Origin of the sequence: Shewanella sp. M-Br (assembly GCF_036245925.1) — a bacterium.
Taxonomy (GTDB): Bacteria; Pseudomonadota; Gammaproteobacteria; order Enterobacterales; family Shewanellaceae; genus Shewanella; species Shewanella oncorhynchi.
The window spans coordinates 65727-79656 of the sequence record NZ_BJBV01000005.1 but is presented as its reverse complement, the minus strand read 5'-3'; the positions used below and the strand labels follow the sequence as shown (position 1 = coordinate 79656).

The window sequence follows — 13930 nt, the reverse complement described above, 5'->3', positions numbered from 1 at the left end:
CTTATACTAATAGTGTCGCAGGAGATGTGAACGCTAAGTTTAGGGCGTGAGCCACTTCCTTACACACCACTTTACCGTGCATGACGTTTAAGCCATTAAGAAAATGCTTGTCTTGCAACAGCGCTTCTTTATAGCCTAAATTTGCTAACTTGAGAATGTACGGTAAGGTTGCATTATTAAGCGCAAATGTTGAAGTACGAGCGACCGCACCAGGCATATTTGCAACACAGTAATGCACAACATCATCAACGATATAGGTAGGATCTTGGTGAGTAGTGGCATGTGAAGTTTCAACACAACCGCCTTGATCGATCGCCACGTCAACGATAGCGCTGCCAGGCTTCATACGTGAAATCATGCTACGAGTAACCAATTTTGGCGCCGCAGCACCTGGAATTAGTACACCACCGATCACAAGATCGGCCTCAATAACATGACGTTCAATTGCATCCGCAGTTGAATAAATGGCTTTTACAGCAGAACCGAATTGCACATTTAAACGACGTAGAGCATCAATACTGCGATCAAGCACAACAACATCAGCACCCATACCAACTGCTACTTGTGCTGCATTAGTACCAACCATACCGCCGCCGATAATGACGACTTTAGCAGGCTCAACCCCTGGTACGCCGCCCAATAACATACCGCGGCCACCAGAAGATTTCTCTAATGCCATAGCGCCAGCTTGGATTGACATACGACCAGCGACTTCAGACATAGGAGCAAGCAAAGGCAGGCCACCACGATCGTCTGTCACAGTTTCGTAAGCGATACATACGGCACCACTTTTGATTAAATCTTCAGTTTGCGGTAAATCTGGAGCAAGATGCAGATAAGTAAATAAAATCTGATCGTGACGCAACATAGCGCGTTCAACTGCTTGAGGCTCTTTTACTTTTACAATCATCTGCGCTTTAGCAAAAACTTCAGCAGCAGTCGCTAAAATTATGGCGCCAGCATCAATATAATCTTGATCTGAAAAACCAATACCTATGCCTGCATTTGTTTCAACAAAAACGTCGTGACCTTTGATCGCCAACTCGCGAACACTAGAAGGAACCATACCGACACGATATTCGTGGTTTTTAATTTCCTTGGGAACACCAATAATCATCTTTGAGCCTCAATTGCCTGAAATCCCACTTTTAATGGGCATAATTGTTATTTTATCGTGACCTGAACGTGATTAATTCAGGGATATCTAGTATAGTATCGGCGACGCAGTTTATGCTGCTGAACTTTCGGCATACGTAGAATAAAATGTTGTTTTAGTGATAAAGCAAGGTTAAATAAATGGCATATAATAAAAAGAGTCCTGTAAAAGACTTGGATCGCATCGATCGCAACATTCTTAATGAACTACAACTTGATGGCCGCATTTCAAATGTGGAATTGTCAAAAAGAGTCGGACTAAGTCCAACTCCTTGTTTAGAAAGAGTAAAACGTCTCGAAAAGCAAGGTTACATCAATGGCTATACCGCATTGGTGAATCCTCATTTCTTGGGTGCATCCCTACTGGTATTCGTGGAAATCACATTAAGCCGTGATACTCCCGAAGTGTTTGATAAGTTTAACCGTGCAGTGCAACTACTCGATGATATTCAAGAATGTCATTTGGTTTCAGGCGATTTTGACTACTTACTGAAAACTCGTGTTTCAGATATGTCGGCTTATCGTCGCTTGTTAGGTGAAACTTTATTGAAATTACCTTCTGTTTCCGACACGCGTACTTATGTTGTGATGGAAGAAGTTAAGCACACCAGTCGTGTAGCGATAAATCATCTACTCTCAGATATCTAAATTACCCTGATTGTTTGGTTTTACAATAAGGGGCTTAGGCCCCTTATTTATCAGTAACGTCGATATGTTCATCTCATTTTACGCCTATTGCTATTCGCCTTGTATTGCCCTTAAGTTTGCTAACTTAGGGGCTTCTTTTTGTGGAATTTTTAAGCAAACTTGTTAACGGAAGTGTTTGTGTAATAACTCATTCCTCCCTAAAAGCACACTAAAACACCTCAATAGACCAAATTTTGCCAATCATGACCAATTCTGTATAGAAAAACAGGCTAATGTGCTCCACATTTAGTGGGATTCTGGTATCGTTAGCCCACCTGTTTTCACTTTTATGGATTACGTCGTTTGTCTCAAGGAAATAGTGTACGCACGCTCACTGGCCTGCAACGTCTGCTGGAAGGCGGACTCATCATTTGTTGTGTTCTCGCCACTTATATTTTGCTCGCATTGACGAGTTTTAGTCCGTCTGATCCTGGTTGGAGTCAGTCGCATTTTCAAGGCGATATTAAAAACTGGACCGGAGCAGTAGGGGCTTGGATTGCCGATATTCTGTTATATTTCTTCGGCGTTACGGCTTATATCATGCCAATAATTGTCGCATCGACAGGTTGGTTATTGTTCAAACGTGCCCATCATTTACTTGAAATTGATTACTTTTCAGTGGCCCTGAGATTGATTGGATTTTTACTGATCATTCTAGGATTTTCTGCTTTGGCGAGCATGAATGCCAACAACATCTACGAGTTTTCGGCAGGCGGAGTGGCGGGTGATGTCATAGGCCAAGCCATGTTGCCGTATTTTAATAAACTCGGCACTACCTTATTACTGCTGTGTTTCTTGGGCTCAGGCTTTACGCTGTTGACTGGGATTAGCTGGCTGACTGTGGTCGAGAAAATCGGCTTAGTCTCTATTTGGATTTATAAAAAGTTAAAATTATTGCCGCAAGCGATGAAGCGTGAGCATGAAACCGAGGATACCCGTGGTTTTATGTCCGTGGTGGATAAGTTTAAACAACGCCGTGAATCCCAATATGTGCTAGAAAAGCCCCCCATAGTTGAAAAGCCTAAGGTGCGTGAGCGTCATATTGGTCGTAGAGCTGAGATAACCCCAACGCTATATGCTGCCACTGATGATATGGTCATTGAACCAGAAGGTATTATTACTGAAACTGAGAATAATTCGTCGCCAAAAAACAAACTATCGGCGCTTGCAAAAATTCTGAGCTTGAATGGCAGTAAAAGTAAGAGTGTACAACGGGTTGAGCCACAAATCGATAATGATGATTTGGCCGCCCATGGCAATTTTGAAGCGCCACCTTGGTTAGCTGAACCTCAGCATTCAAATGCCGATGAGCAAGGTAGTGCCGATTTTAATTCGCATTCATTCGATCATGATGACAATGAGCCAGTGTTTAGCAGTCAAGCATTTACAGAAAATGAAGACGATGAAAGTCTCGGTTTTAGCGATGATGACGTCATTGATTTTGATACTAAAGTGTCAACAGGTGCAGTGAATCAAGCGCAGCGTAATAAGCAAGATCAAAAAGCTAAAATTGTCGATGGCATTGTGGTATTGCCAGGACAAGAAGACAAACCCGCACCGAAAAAACCGATGGATCCTCTGCCGAGTATTAACTTGCTCGACATACCTGACCGTAAGAAGAATCCGATCAGCCCAGAGGAATTGGATCAAGTCGCCCGCCTTGTTGAGCTTAAATTGGCCGATTTCAACATCATCGCCAATGTAGTGGGAGTGTATCCAGGCCCTGTGATCACACGCTTTGAATTAGAATTAGCGCCGGGCGTTAAAGCGTCAAAAATCTCTAATCTATCAAAGGATTTAGCTCGTTCATTACTGGCTGAAAGTGTGCGTGTGGTTGAAGTTATTCCGGGTAAGGCTTATGTCGGACTTGAATTGCCCAATAAATTCCGCGAAACCGTGTTTATGCGCGATGTGTTAGATTGTGCTGCCTTTACTGAGAGTAAATCCAACTTAACTATGGTGTTAGGTCAAGATATTGCCGGTGACCCCGTTGTTGTTGATCTTGGTAAAATGCCACATTTATTGGTAGCCGGTACTACAGGCTCTGGTAAGTCTGTGGGTGTAAACGTGATGATCACCAGCTTACTGTATAAGTCTGGCCCAGAAGATGTACGCTTTATCATGATCGACCCCAAAATGTTGGAATTGTCTGTCTATGAAGGTATTCCGCATTTGCTATGTGAGGTAGTTACCGACATGAAAGAAGCTGCCAATGCGCTGCGTTGGTGTGTCGGCGAGATGGAACGTCGCTACAAGCTGATGTCTATGATGGGCGTACGTAACATCAAGGGCTATAACGCTAAAATTGCCGAGGCGAAGGCCAATGGCGAAGTGATTTTAGATCCTATGTGGAAGTCTTCTGACAGCATGGAGCCAGAAGCGCCTGCGTTAGATAAGCTCCCATCGATTGTTGTCGTGGTCGATGAATTTGCTGACATGATGATGATTGTTGGTAAAAAAGTTGAAGAGTTGATTGCCCGTATCGCGCAAAAGGCCCGGGCGGCAGGGATACATTTGATCCTGGCAACCCAAAGACCGTCAGTGGATGTGATCACAGGTTTGATTAAGGCCAACATTCCCACACGTATGGCGTTCCAAGTGTCATCTCGTATCGATTCGCGCACCATTTTAGACCAACAGGGTGCTGAAACCTTGCTTGGTATGGGTGACATGTTATTTTTGCCACCGGGTACCGCGGTACCGAATCGTGTTCATGGTGCGTTCGTTGATGATCATGAAGTTCACCGTGTCGTTGCCGACTGGTGCGCCCGTGGCAAACCGCAATATATCGAAGAAATCCTCAACGGTGCCAGTGATGGTGAACAAGTATTATTGCCTGGTGAAACCGCTGAATCAGACGAAGAATACGATCCGTTATACGATGAAGCAGTTGCCTTTGTGACTGAAACTCGTCGCGGCTCGATTTCAAGCGTACAGCGTAAATTTAAGATTGGTTATAACCGTGCAGCACGCATTATTGAACAGATGGAAGCACAAGGTATTGTTTCTGCTCAAGGCCACAACGGTAACCGTGAAGTCTTAGCGCCGCCAGCACCAAAACATTATTAAGCCGCGCTAAGGCGTAGCTTTGATACACCCAAGGGTTTACAGGGTAAGGAATAAAATGAAAAAACGATTATGCGCTGTGTTGTTAGCTTCACCTTTGCTATTTAGCGCGGCTGTGTTTGCCGATGATGCGCAGCAGCTCAGGGAAAAATTGATTGGTACCGCGTCACTAAAAGCCGATTTCAAACAAACCGTAACAGACGTTAATAAAAAGGTTATTCAAACGGGGTCAGGCATTTTTGCCTTGGCGTATCCGAATCAATTTTATTGGCATTTAACCCAGCCCGATGAATCACAGATTGTCGCTGATGGTAAAGATTTGTGGATCTACAATCCTTTCGCCGAAGAGGTGGTCATCATGGATTTTGCTGAAGCAATCAATGCATCTCCCATCGCATTGCTCGTCCACCGCGACGATGCGACTTGGTCACAGTATTCAGTGTCCAAGAAACAAGATTGCTATGAGATCAAACCTAAGGCGATTGATTCGGGCATATTGTCCGTTAATGTTTGTTTCAAAAATGCCCAGTTAGTCAACTTTAATGTTGCCGATGATAAAGGTAATTTAAGCCTGTTTGATTTAAGCAATCAGCAAGCCATCACAAATAAAGACAAAGCCTTGTTCACCTTTGTGATCCCAGACAGCGTCGATGTTGATGATCAACGTCGTAAAGCAGCGCATTAGGCTATCGCGTGAGCAGTTTATCGTTTAATTTTGCGCCCGATTTTCGTCCCTTGGCCGCGCGCATGCGGCCAAGAACGATTAGCGAGTACATAGGTCAAGCCCATTTACTGGGTGAGGGCCAACCACTACGCAAAGCATTGGAAGCAGGGCGCGCCCATTCCATGATGTTGTGGGGACCGCCGGGCACAGGTAAAACAACCTTAGCTGAATTAATCGCACATTATTCAAATGCTCACGTTGAGCGCATTTCCGCGGTCACCTCTGGCGTTAAGGACATTCGCGCCGCGATTGAGCAAGCAAAAGCAGTTGCAGAATCTCGTGGCCAACGTACTCTATTGTTTGTCGATGAAGTCCACCGATTTAATAAGAGTCAGCAGGATGCCTTTCTGCCATTTATTGAAGATGGCACAGTGATCTTTATCGGCGCGACCACAGAAAATCCGTCTTTTGAAATCAATAATGCCTTACTCTCGCGGGCAAGGGTCTATCTTATCAAGCGCTTAAGCCATGATGAAATCGCCCATATAGTGACTCAAGCCTTAAACGATAACGAGCGCGGTTTAGGCCTACGACGATTTGTAATGCCAACCGATGTGCTCACCACATTGGCACAACTTTGTGATGGTGATGCCCGTAAAGCGTTAAATCTTATTGAGTTGATGAGTGATATGCTCATCGACGGTGGCACCTTTACTACTGAAATGTTAATTCAAGTGGCGGGGCACCAAGTTGCTGGTTTTGATAAGAACGGTGATCAGTTTTACGATTTAATCTCGGCTGTACATAAATCCATTCGCGGATCAGCACCCGATGCCGCGTTGTATTGGTTTTGTCGAATATTAGAAGGCGGTGGCGATCCGCTTTACGTGGCAAGGCGCTTACTGGCGATTGCCTCTGAAGATGTGGGCAATGCCGATCCTGCGGCGATGACAATCGCACTGAATGCCTGGGATTGTTTTCACCGTGTTGGCCCCGCCGAAGGTGAGAGAGCAATAGCACAAGCCATTGTTTATCTTGCCAGTGCGCCTAAGAGCAACGCTGTGTATACCGCATTTAAGGCGGCGCGTGCGTTAGCTCGCGAAACAGGGCAAGTCGAAGTGCCGCACCATTTACGCAATGCACCGACTCAGTTAATGAAAGACATCGGCATGGGAGCTGGGTATCGATATGCCCACGATGAAGCCAATGCCTATGCCAGTGGTGAAAATTATTTCCCCGAATCCCTGCAAACAGCACAATTTTATTTTCCGACTGAGCGAGGGTTCGAGAAACGGATCAAAGATAAATTGGCGCAATTAGTCCAGTTAGATCAAGCCAGTGAGAACAAAAGATATGACTAACATCTTATTAGTGGCTTTCGGCGGGTCAATTGGAGCAGTTTTACGCTATCTTATTTCAATATTCATGATCCAAGTATTTGGCAGCAGTTTTCCTTTTGGTACACTGTTGGTTAATGTTATAGGTTCATTTTTTATGGGCGTAATTTACGCTCTGGGGCAAATGAGTCATATCAGCCCTGAACTCAAAGCGCTTATAGGTATCGGTCTATTAGGTGCTTTGACAACGTTTTCGACTTTCTCTAATGAAACCTTGTTGCTGATGCAAGAGGGGGATTGGCTGAAGGCGATTTTGAATGTGGTGTTGAATCTAAGTCTATGTTTATTCATGGTGTACTTAGGTCAACAACTGGTTTTTTCTCGCATTTAACTATTAAGAATATATCACATGTTAGATCCTAAATTTTTGCGCAACGAATTAGAAGTTACCGCTGAGCGACTGGCTACCCGTGGCTTTATTTTAGACATAGCTCATCTCATTCAATTAGAAGAAAAGCGTAAGTCACTGCAAGTGGCTACCGAAGAATTACAAGCGTCGCGTAATGCCATCTCCAAATCCATTGGCCAAGCTAAAGCCCGTGGTGAAGATGTTGACGCAATCATGGCGCAAGTGGGCGATTTAGGTTCACAGTTGGATGCCAAAAAGATTGAACTGGCCGCTGTACTTGAAGAAGTCAATGCCATTGCCATGTCTATGCCTAACCTGCCTGATGAATCAGTACCAATGGGTGCCGATGAAACAGAGAACGTTGAAGTGAGACGTTGGGGGTCGCCACGCACTTTTGATTTCCCGATTAAAGATCATATCGATTTAGGTGAAGGCTTAAACGGCTTAGATTTTAAAAATGCCGTTAAAATCACTGGCTCACGTTTCATCGTAATGAAAGGCCAAGTCGCCCGCTTAAACCGCGCCATTGGTCAGTTCATGTTGGACTTACATACCACAGAGCACGGTTATACCGAAGCCTATGTGCCATTACTGGTTAACGAGGCAAGCTTACTCGGCACAGGCCAGCTACCTAAGTTTGGTGAAGATTTATTCCACACTAAACCTGCAACTGAAGAAGGCCAAGGTTTGAGCCTTATCCCAACTGCAGAAGTGCCATTAACGAACTTAGTTCGCGATAGCATTGTTGATGAAGACGAGCTGCCAATAAAGTTAACAGCGCATACTGCATGTTTCCGCAGCGAAGCGGGCTCATACGGCAAAGATACCCGTGGTCTGATCCGTCAGCACCAATTCGATAAAGTTGAAATGGTGCAAATTGTTAAGCCTGAAGATTCAATGGCGGCACTTGAAGCGCTGACAGGTCATGCTGAAACAGTGTTGCAGCGTTTAGGTTTACCGTATCGAACTGTGATTTTATGTACTGGCGATATGGGCTTTGGCTCAAGCAAAACCTACGATATCGAAGTCTGGTTACCAGCACAAAATACCTATCGTGAGATTTCTTCTTGCTCAAACATGAAGGATTTCCAAGCCCGTCGTATGCAAGCACGTTACCGCGTGAAAGCAGATAATAAGCCTGCGCTATTGCATACGTTAAACGGCTCAGGTTTAGCTGTGGGTCGTACGTTAGTGGCTATTTTAGAAAACTATCAAAATGCTGATGGCAGTATCACAGTCCCTGAAGTTCTGCGTCCTTACATGGGCGGTTTGACTCAAATAGGCTAATGGAACACAAAATAATACTATGGATAAAGGCCAACGCTATCTCCGTTGGCTTTCCTATACCGCTGTGATTGCAGTATTTTTTGCTGTAATGCTTGCCACCGTAGGCAAAGCCATCTGGGTTGTGTTAGAAAACGTCAAATAACCCTATCAACTTTGTTCAAGTAAAAAGAAAGGCATGTTTCCCAAGGGAACATGCCTTTTTGTTTGTGTCATGTTTACGTGTTGACTTAACCCTTTGCCATTAAATACACTTAGCGGGTTTGGGCAGGCCCGCGATTTTCGTTGCTTGTTTCGCAGGTCCAATCGGGAATAGGGTATATAAGTATTTTGAATTGCCTTTGTCTGGTCCTAAGGCTTGGCCAATGGCTTTAACTAATACACGGATAGCAGGGCTCGTTTTATATTCGAGATAGAAATCTCGAACAAAGTTAATCACTTCCCAATGGGCTGGCGTAAGTAAAATTTGCTCTTCTGCTGCTAACAACTGGGCCATATCGGGTTGCCAATCGTTAAGATTTTTTAAATAACCTTGATGGTCACGGGCGATTTCTGCGCCATTAAATTGCAATGGATTTACCACGTTATCACCTTGTCATGGAGTAATGATTGAGCCACAAACTCATTGTAATCGATAAGCATCACGTTCTTTAAACGTTCAGATAGGCCACGTGCAACAACATCGTCTTTTAAGACCATCAACTTGAAGGGCGATAATGCCATTGCCCACTGGCGCAGCAGTAACGCGTTAACGCCATCGCTCGATAATAAAATCGCATCTTCCTTACAGGCGTAACGTAAACAAAGTTTTAGCGCGCTATCTCGACTGGGAGATGTTTGAATATGATGTAAAATCATTAGAATACTAAGACCTCATCCACTTGGTTTAAATGGGCTGCGATGGCTTCATCGTTGACCACTGTCACTGGGATCGACAGTAAGCCATGGCTTAAGCCGTAATCGGCTAAGGATTGCTTACAGACAAACACAGAGCCAATATCATACAGCGGCAGTGCTTTAAAGGTGGAGATGTAATCTTTAGCACCGATAAGCTCAGGCTGTTGATCTTTAATCAAATGCAACACACCTTCATCCACAAACACTAAACTCACTTCTTGTTCGAAGCTAGCGCTAAGCAGGGCAAGATCTAAACCTTCGCGGCCACGAACAGTACCATGTGGCGAGCAGCGAAATAGAATACACAATTTTTTCATAGTAGCCCTGAGAGTTAAAAACTGATCAAACGATCGGCCGATTCAATACCTGTGATTAGCTCACCTAAGCCGCCCATAATAAATGACTCGCCCACATTCCAGTGGCTAAGGCCATTCTCGCTAGCATCTTGGTGACTCACAATGCCGCGACGTAGCGCTGCAGAAACGCAATTGACTAACGGGACCTGATGGGATTGCGCCAGCTGTTTCCAGTCACTGATCACATCGTTTTCATCGGAGGCGGGTAAGCTTAAATCTGTGGAGTTATACACGCCATCTTGATAAAAAAACACACAGATAATCTGATGCCCAGCTAAAAGTACAGCTTGGGAGAAGCGTAAGGCATTAACACTCGCCGACGTGCCATAAGCGGGCCCGTTCACTTGGATAATAAATTTGCTCATTTAAAATAAAAATGGCCCTAAAAGTAGGGCCATTCTAACGCAAGTTAAGCTAAAAATCGCTAACTAGGATTAGTCATCGTTGCCTATGCCCATCAGGTGCAACAGCGCGATGAAGAGGTTTAAGAAGTCTAGGTATAACGAGATAGTCGCGCGAATGTAATTAGTTTCGCCGCCATTGACGATACGGCTAGTATCAAACAGGATAAAACCTGTCATCAGTAACGCCAAGCCCGCGTTAATTGCCATAAAGGCAACACTGTTACCCATAAAAATATTAATCACAGCGGCGGCGATCACCACAATCAAGCCGGCAAATAAGAATCCACGTAGGAAAGAGAAATCTTTCTTAGTGGTCACGGCATAGGCTGATAACGCAACGAAAATCACTGACGTTAACCCCAGTGCTTGCATGATCAGCTGTGGACCGTTTGCCATACCCGCGTAGTGATTGAGCATGTAGCCCAGTGAAGCACCTTCCATACCCGTAAAGGCAAACACCCAGAAGATCCCCGCTGCAGACTCGGCTTTACGTAAAGTGACAAACAACAGTACTAGGCCACCAATCGATAAACCAATGGAGACTAATGGACTGATATTTAATGCCATTGCCAAACCCGCACACAGTGCAGAGAAGGCCAATGTCATCGATAACAGCATATAAGTGTTTTTAAGAAGTTTGTTCACTTCCAGTGTTGACGCACTCGTCGAATATAAGGTTTCTTGGGTCATGTTGATCTCCGTTGACACATTTCCAAACTGATCATTTTGATTTTTTACAGCACACTAAGTTCCCGTAAAATCCTAAAATGAACTTAACTGGTGCAATGATACCGTACATGAGATACGGGTGAAAGTCATAGAACCATGAATAACAAATTGTTAATCTTCAAAATTTTACTCAATTATTTATTTCAACTTTAACTGCAAAGCATAAAAAATAAGATTCTTGTATCTGCGTCTTCATCCACTATGAAGGTAAAGATTTAGTCTGTACATAAGCAGACGATACACAATCACATTCAATGCTGATTTCAATGACTAAATCAGCATATTGAGTTTAAACCAAGCTTAAGCCAGCCACTCTTTGTGCAATTTTTCAGTATCGCCAAGATATTCCAGCACCCAAGCGAGAGCAGGCGACATCTTGTCAGCATTCCAGGCCAAGCAACAAGGGCTTGTCTGCTTTGGATTTTCCAGTTGTTTTTCAACAAGCGCACCCGCCTTAATAAACACGCTCGCTAAATGCACTGGCATATAACCGACGCCTAAACCTTCGCGGAAACAGTTAATGGCACGGATCCAATCAGGTACGACTAACCTGCGTTGATTCTCTAGCAACCAAGTCATACGTTTTGGAATTTCCCGAGAGGTATCTTCTAAACAAATCGAGGGAAAAGGGCGCAGCTCATCGTCACTTAATGGGCGGTCAATACTGGCCAAGGGATGATTTTTACTAACAAGAAACGCCCACTCAATATCCCCCATGTCTTTATATTGGTAAACACCACCGACTGGAATTGCGGTTGTCGCACCAATAGCAATATCACTGCGACCCGTGGCGAGCGCTTCCCAAACCCCGTTAAAGACCTCAATGCGAATAATTAATTCAATATCATGGAAGTGTCGATAAAAGTCAGCAATTAATACGCTGATCCTGTCGGCACGGACGATATTATCAAGGGCTATGGACAAGGTGGGTTGCCAACCATTTGCCACGCGCTGAGTGCCACGTTTCATCTCGTCCATCTGCGTGAGCAAGGTTCTGGCTTGCTTCACAAAATGTTCACCCGCTGGTGTTAAGGTTACACTGCGATGATGCCGTTCAAAAAGAATGACGCCGAGTTCTTCTTCTATTTGCTTGACCGCGTAGCTCACGGCAGAGGGCACTTTATGTAGCCGATTCGCCGCCGCGGTGAAACTACCTACACGAGCCACAATATCAATGAGTTCTAGCGCTTGTTCTGAGAGCATAACTGACGTCCATTCCAATGAAAATAATTGATAGCACAAGTCAAAAATAAACGTTTCCAATAAATTTAACAAGTCTTTAGACTGCACACTTTAGTCAATCCGACCCGATTATTTTATGAAAACGTCTAGTAACACCTTTGTAAACATAAAGTTCTTTATGTTTCTATTCTATTTAGCCATGTTGAGCATGCTTGGCTTTATTGCCACTGACATGTATTTGCCTGCTTTCAAAGCAATTGAAGGCTCATTTAACAGCACACCATCACAGGTGGCGATGTCACTGACCTGTTTCCTTGCGGGTCTTGCCTTAGGTCAGCTGCTTTACGGCCCGTTAGTCAATAAAATCGGCAAACGTTGGGCACTGATCTTTGGCCTTGTTTTATTTGCCATTGCTAGCGTGTTTATTGCCAACAGTGATTCTATATTAATGCTCAATACCGCGCGCTTCTTCCAAGCCATTGGCGCCTGTAGTGCAGGGGTTATTTGGCAAGCGATTGTGGTTGAACAATATGATGCCGATAAAGCCCAAGGTATTTTCAGCAACATTATGCCATTGGTCGCATTATCGCCTGCATTAGCACCGATCCTTGGCGCTTATATTCTGAACGAATTAGGCTGGCGTGCAATCTTTATCTCCTTGTGTGTTATCGCATTTCTGCTGGTATTGATGACCTTGTACTTTGTTCCAGGCAAGAGTCAACATAAACACAGTGAACATGCTGCAGTATCTTATGGGCAAATTTTGAAAAACACCCGCTATTTAGGCAACGTCGTGATCTTCGGTGCCTGTTCCGGTGCTTTCTTTGCCTACCTAACTGTGTGGCCGATTGTGATGGAAATGCACGGTTATCAAGCGACTGAAATTGGGTTAAGTTTTATCCCGCAAACCATCATGTTTATTGTCGGTGGTTATGCGAGTAAGTTACTGATAAAACGTATTGGCGGGCATCAAACACTGAATATCTTGTTGTTGATTTTCGCTGCCTGTGTTATTTCAATCATCATGTTCACGCTGATTTATCCCGCGAGCACGATTTTCCCACTGCTTATTTCGTTCTCGATTTTGGCCGCAGCTAATGGCGCCATTTACCCGATAGTCGTAAACAGCGCGCTACAGCAGTTTAGTCAGAATGCCGCTAAGGCCGCAGGATTACAGAACTTCTTACAGATCAGCATTGCCTTTGGTGCATCAAGCTTAGTCGCTATGTGGGCAAGTCTTGGTGAAGTGGCGATTGGTTGGGGTATCCTATGTTGCGCTATTTTAGTTGTGGTCGGCTATATACTTAAGAGTCAACAAGAGTGGGGCGACTTTGCCAAACATTTCACTAAGCCAGATCCCGCACGGGTAGGCATAATGTCCGATGTGAAGCAAAATCCAGCGGATTGAGTGTAATAGCAACAATTGGCGCATAATTGAGAGTTAGTGCTTTACAGTCAATAGACTTACTTATATTATGCGCCTCGTTCGGAGGGGTGGCAGAGTGGTTTAATGCACCGGTCTTGAAAACCGGCGTGGGTTTATAGCCCACCCAGGGTTCAAATCCCTGCTCCTCCGCCATATTTAGTCAAAAAGCCGCTAAGCAATTAGCGGCTTTTTGCATTTTAGCCTTGTGTTTCTGATCCGAAACGCAGTGTTTCAGCCATATTTCACAAGTAAGACCATCAGCAATGATGACCTTTTTTGTTTGTATTATTTAACTCTAGATTTCCTCATTCAACATGATGCCTGACAATCTCAG

General features: G+C 44.4%; 15 protein-coding genes and 1 tRNA gene. 9 read left to right on the top strand and 7 right to left on the bottom strand.

The genetic code is table 11. The features are described from left to right. Window position 1: 1 nt before the first annotated feature. A complete protein-coding gene (gene ald, locus AAA952_RS05435) occupies window positions 2-1117 on the bottom strand; it encodes an alanine dehydrogenase (RefSeq protein ID WP_338255116.1) in 1116 nt (371 codons plus the stop codon). Between the two features lie 179 nt (window positions 1118-1296). Here ald and lrp point away from each other — a divergent pair, with 179 nt between their 5' ends. The 7 genes from lrp (at window position 1297) to AAA952_RS05400 (ending at window position 8747) form a co-directional block, all read left to right on the top strand. Beyond that, window positions 1297-1803, top strand: a complete 507-nt coding sequence (gene lrp / locus AAA952_RS05430) for a leucine-responsive transcriptional regulator Lrp (protein ID WP_006081649.1) — start codon at window positions 1297-1299, stop codon at window positions 1801-1803. A 342-nt stretch (window positions 1804-2145) separates the two neighbouring features. After that, window positions 2146-4911, top strand: a complete 2766-nt coding sequence (locus tag AAA952_RS05425) for a DNA translocase FtsK (protein ID WP_338255111.1) — start codon at window positions 2146-2148, stop codon at window positions 4909-4911. Window positions 4912-4966: 55 nt separating this feature from the next. Beyond that, a complete protein-coding gene (gene lolA, locus AAA952_RS05420; protein WP_028759940.1) occupies window positions 4967-5593 on the top strand; it encodes an outer membrane lipoprotein chaperone LolA in 627 nt (208 codons plus the stop codon). Window positions 5594-5601: 8 nt separating this feature from the next. After that, a complete protein-coding gene (locus AAA952_RS05415) occupies window positions 5602-6933 on the top strand; it encodes a replication-associated recombination protein A (RefSeq protein WP_338255108.1) in 1332 nt (443 codons plus the stop codon). Beyond that, window positions 6926-7300, top strand: a complete 375-nt coding sequence (gene crcB, locus AAA952_RS05410; protein WP_028759942.1) for a fluoride efflux transporter CrcB — start codon at window positions 6926-6928, stop codon at window positions 7298-7300. The genes AAA952_RS05415 and crcB overlap by 8 nt, the downstream gene beginning before the upstream one ends. Window positions 7301-7318: 18 nt before the next feature. After that, window positions 7319-8605, top strand: a complete 1287-nt coding sequence (gene serS, locus AAA952_RS05405; protein WP_263166176.1) for a serine--tRNA ligase — start codon at window positions 7319-7321, stop codon at window positions 8603-8605. A gap of 19 nt (window positions 8606-8624) precedes the next feature. Beyond that, window positions 8625-8747: a hypothetical protein gene (locus AAA952_RS05400; RefSeq protein ID WP_028759944.1), complete on the top strand. Its 123-nt coding sequence runs from the start codon at window positions 8625-8627 to the stop codon at window positions 8745-8747. A gap of 99 nt (window positions 8748-8846) precedes the next feature. Here the strand turns inward: AAA952_RS05400 and AAA952_RS05395 are convergent, their stop codons facing one another. From AAA952_RS05395 to punR, 6 genes are all read right to left on the bottom strand, one after another. Beyond that, entirely contained in the window at window positions 8847-9185 is a 339-nt protein-coding gene (locus tag AAA952_RS05395; protein WP_219252346.1) for a TusE/DsrC/DsvC family sulfur relay protein, read from the bottom strand. Further along, complete coding sequence (gene tusB / locus AAA952_RS05390) at window positions 9179-9460, bottom strand: sulfurtransferase complex subunit TusB (protein ID WP_105252497.1); 282 nt, start codon at window positions 9458-9460, stop codon at window positions 9179-9181. Before tusB ends, AAA952_RS05395 begins: the two co-directional genes overlap by 7 nt. Continuing rightward, a complete protein-coding gene (gene tusC / locus AAA952_RS05385) occupies window positions 9460-9816 on the bottom strand; it encodes a sulfurtransferase complex subunit TusC (protein WP_028759947.1) in 357 nt (118 codons plus the stop codon). The genes tusB and tusC overlap by 1 nt, the downstream gene beginning before the upstream one ends. Window positions 9817-9830: 14 nt before the next feature. Then, window positions 9831-10220 carry a sulfurtransferase complex subunit TusD gene (tusD, locus tag AAA952_RS05380; RefSeq protein ID WP_263197202.1) on the bottom strand — a complete coding sequence of 130 codons (390 nt, stop codon included), beginning with the start codon at window positions 10218-10220 and terminating at the stop codon, window positions 9831-9833. Between the two features lie 69 nt (window positions 10221-10289). Then, the gene (locus AAA952_RS05375) at window positions 10290-10949 is read right to left on the bottom strand and encodes a Bax inhibitor-1/YccA family protein (protein ID WP_028759949.1); all 660 of its coding nucleotides are present in this window, start codon (window positions 10947-10949) and stop codon (window positions 10290-10292) included. Window positions 10950-11288: 339 nt separating this feature from the next. Then, window positions 11289-12191 carry a DNA-binding transcriptional activator PunR gene (gene punR / locus AAA952_RS05370; protein ID WP_028759950.1) on the bottom strand — a complete coding sequence of 301 codons (903 nt, stop codon included), beginning with the start codon at window positions 12189-12191 and terminating at the stop codon, window positions 11289-11291. Between the two features lie 115 nt (window positions 12192-12306). Here punR and punC point away from each other — a divergent pair, with 115 nt between their 5' ends. Both punC and AAA952_RS05360 read left to right on the top strand, forming a co-directional pair. After that, window positions 12307-13578: a purine nucleoside transporter PunC gene (gene punC, locus AAA952_RS05365; protein WP_338255096.1), complete on the top strand. Its 1272-nt coding sequence runs from the start codon at window positions 12307-12309 to the stop codon at window positions 13576-13578. Window positions 13579-13658: 80 nt separating this feature from the next. After that, window positions 13659-13749, top strand: a tRNA-Ser gene (locus tag AAA952_RS05360). The last annotated feature ends 181 nt before the right edge of the window (window positions 13750-13930 follow it).

Coding starts and splice junctions, on each gene's coding strand:
- tusD (WP_263197202.1), bottom strand. CDS start 10,220: ATGAGCAAATTTATTATCCAAGTGAACGGGCCCGCTTATGGCACGTCG.
- AAA952_RS05400 (WP_028759944.1), top strand. CDS start 8,625: ATGGATAAAGGCCAACGCTATCTCCGTTGGCTTTCCTATACCGCTGTG.
- tusB (WP_105252497.1), bottom strand. CDS start 9,460: ATGATTTTACATCATATTCAAACATCTCCCAGTCGAGATAGCGCGCTA.
- lolA (WP_028759940.1), top strand. CDS start 4,967: ATGAAAAAACGATTATGCGCTGTGTTGTTAGCTTCACCTTTGCTATTT.
- punC (WP_338255096.1), top strand. CDS start 12,307: ATGAAAACGTCTAGTAACACCTTTGTAAACATAAAGTTCTTTATGTTT.
- lrp (WP_006081649.1), top strand. CDS start 1,297: ATGGCATATAATAAAAAGAGTCCTGTAAAAGACTTGGATCGCATCGAT.
- crcB (WP_028759942.1), top strand. CDS start 6,926: ATGACTAACATCTTATTAGTGGCTTTCGGCGGGTCAATTGGAGCAGTT.
- punR (WP_028759950.1), bottom strand. CDS start 12,191: ATGCTCTCAGAACAAGCGCTAGAACTCATTGATATTGTGGCTCGTGTA.
- AAA952_RS05375 (WP_028759949.1), bottom strand. CDS start 10,949: ATGACCCAAGAAACCTTATATTCGACGAGTGCGTCAACACTGGAAGTG.
- ald (WP_338255116.1), bottom strand. CDS start 1,117: ATGATTATTGGTGTTCCCAAGGAAATTAAAAACCACGAATATCGTGTC.
- serS (WP_263166176.1), top strand. CDS start 7,319: ATGTTAGATCCTAAATTTTTGCGCAACGAATTAGAAGTTACCGCTGAG.
- tusC (WP_028759947.1), bottom strand. CDS start 9,816: ATGAAAAAATTGTGTATTCTATTTCGCTGCTCGCCACATGGTACTGTT.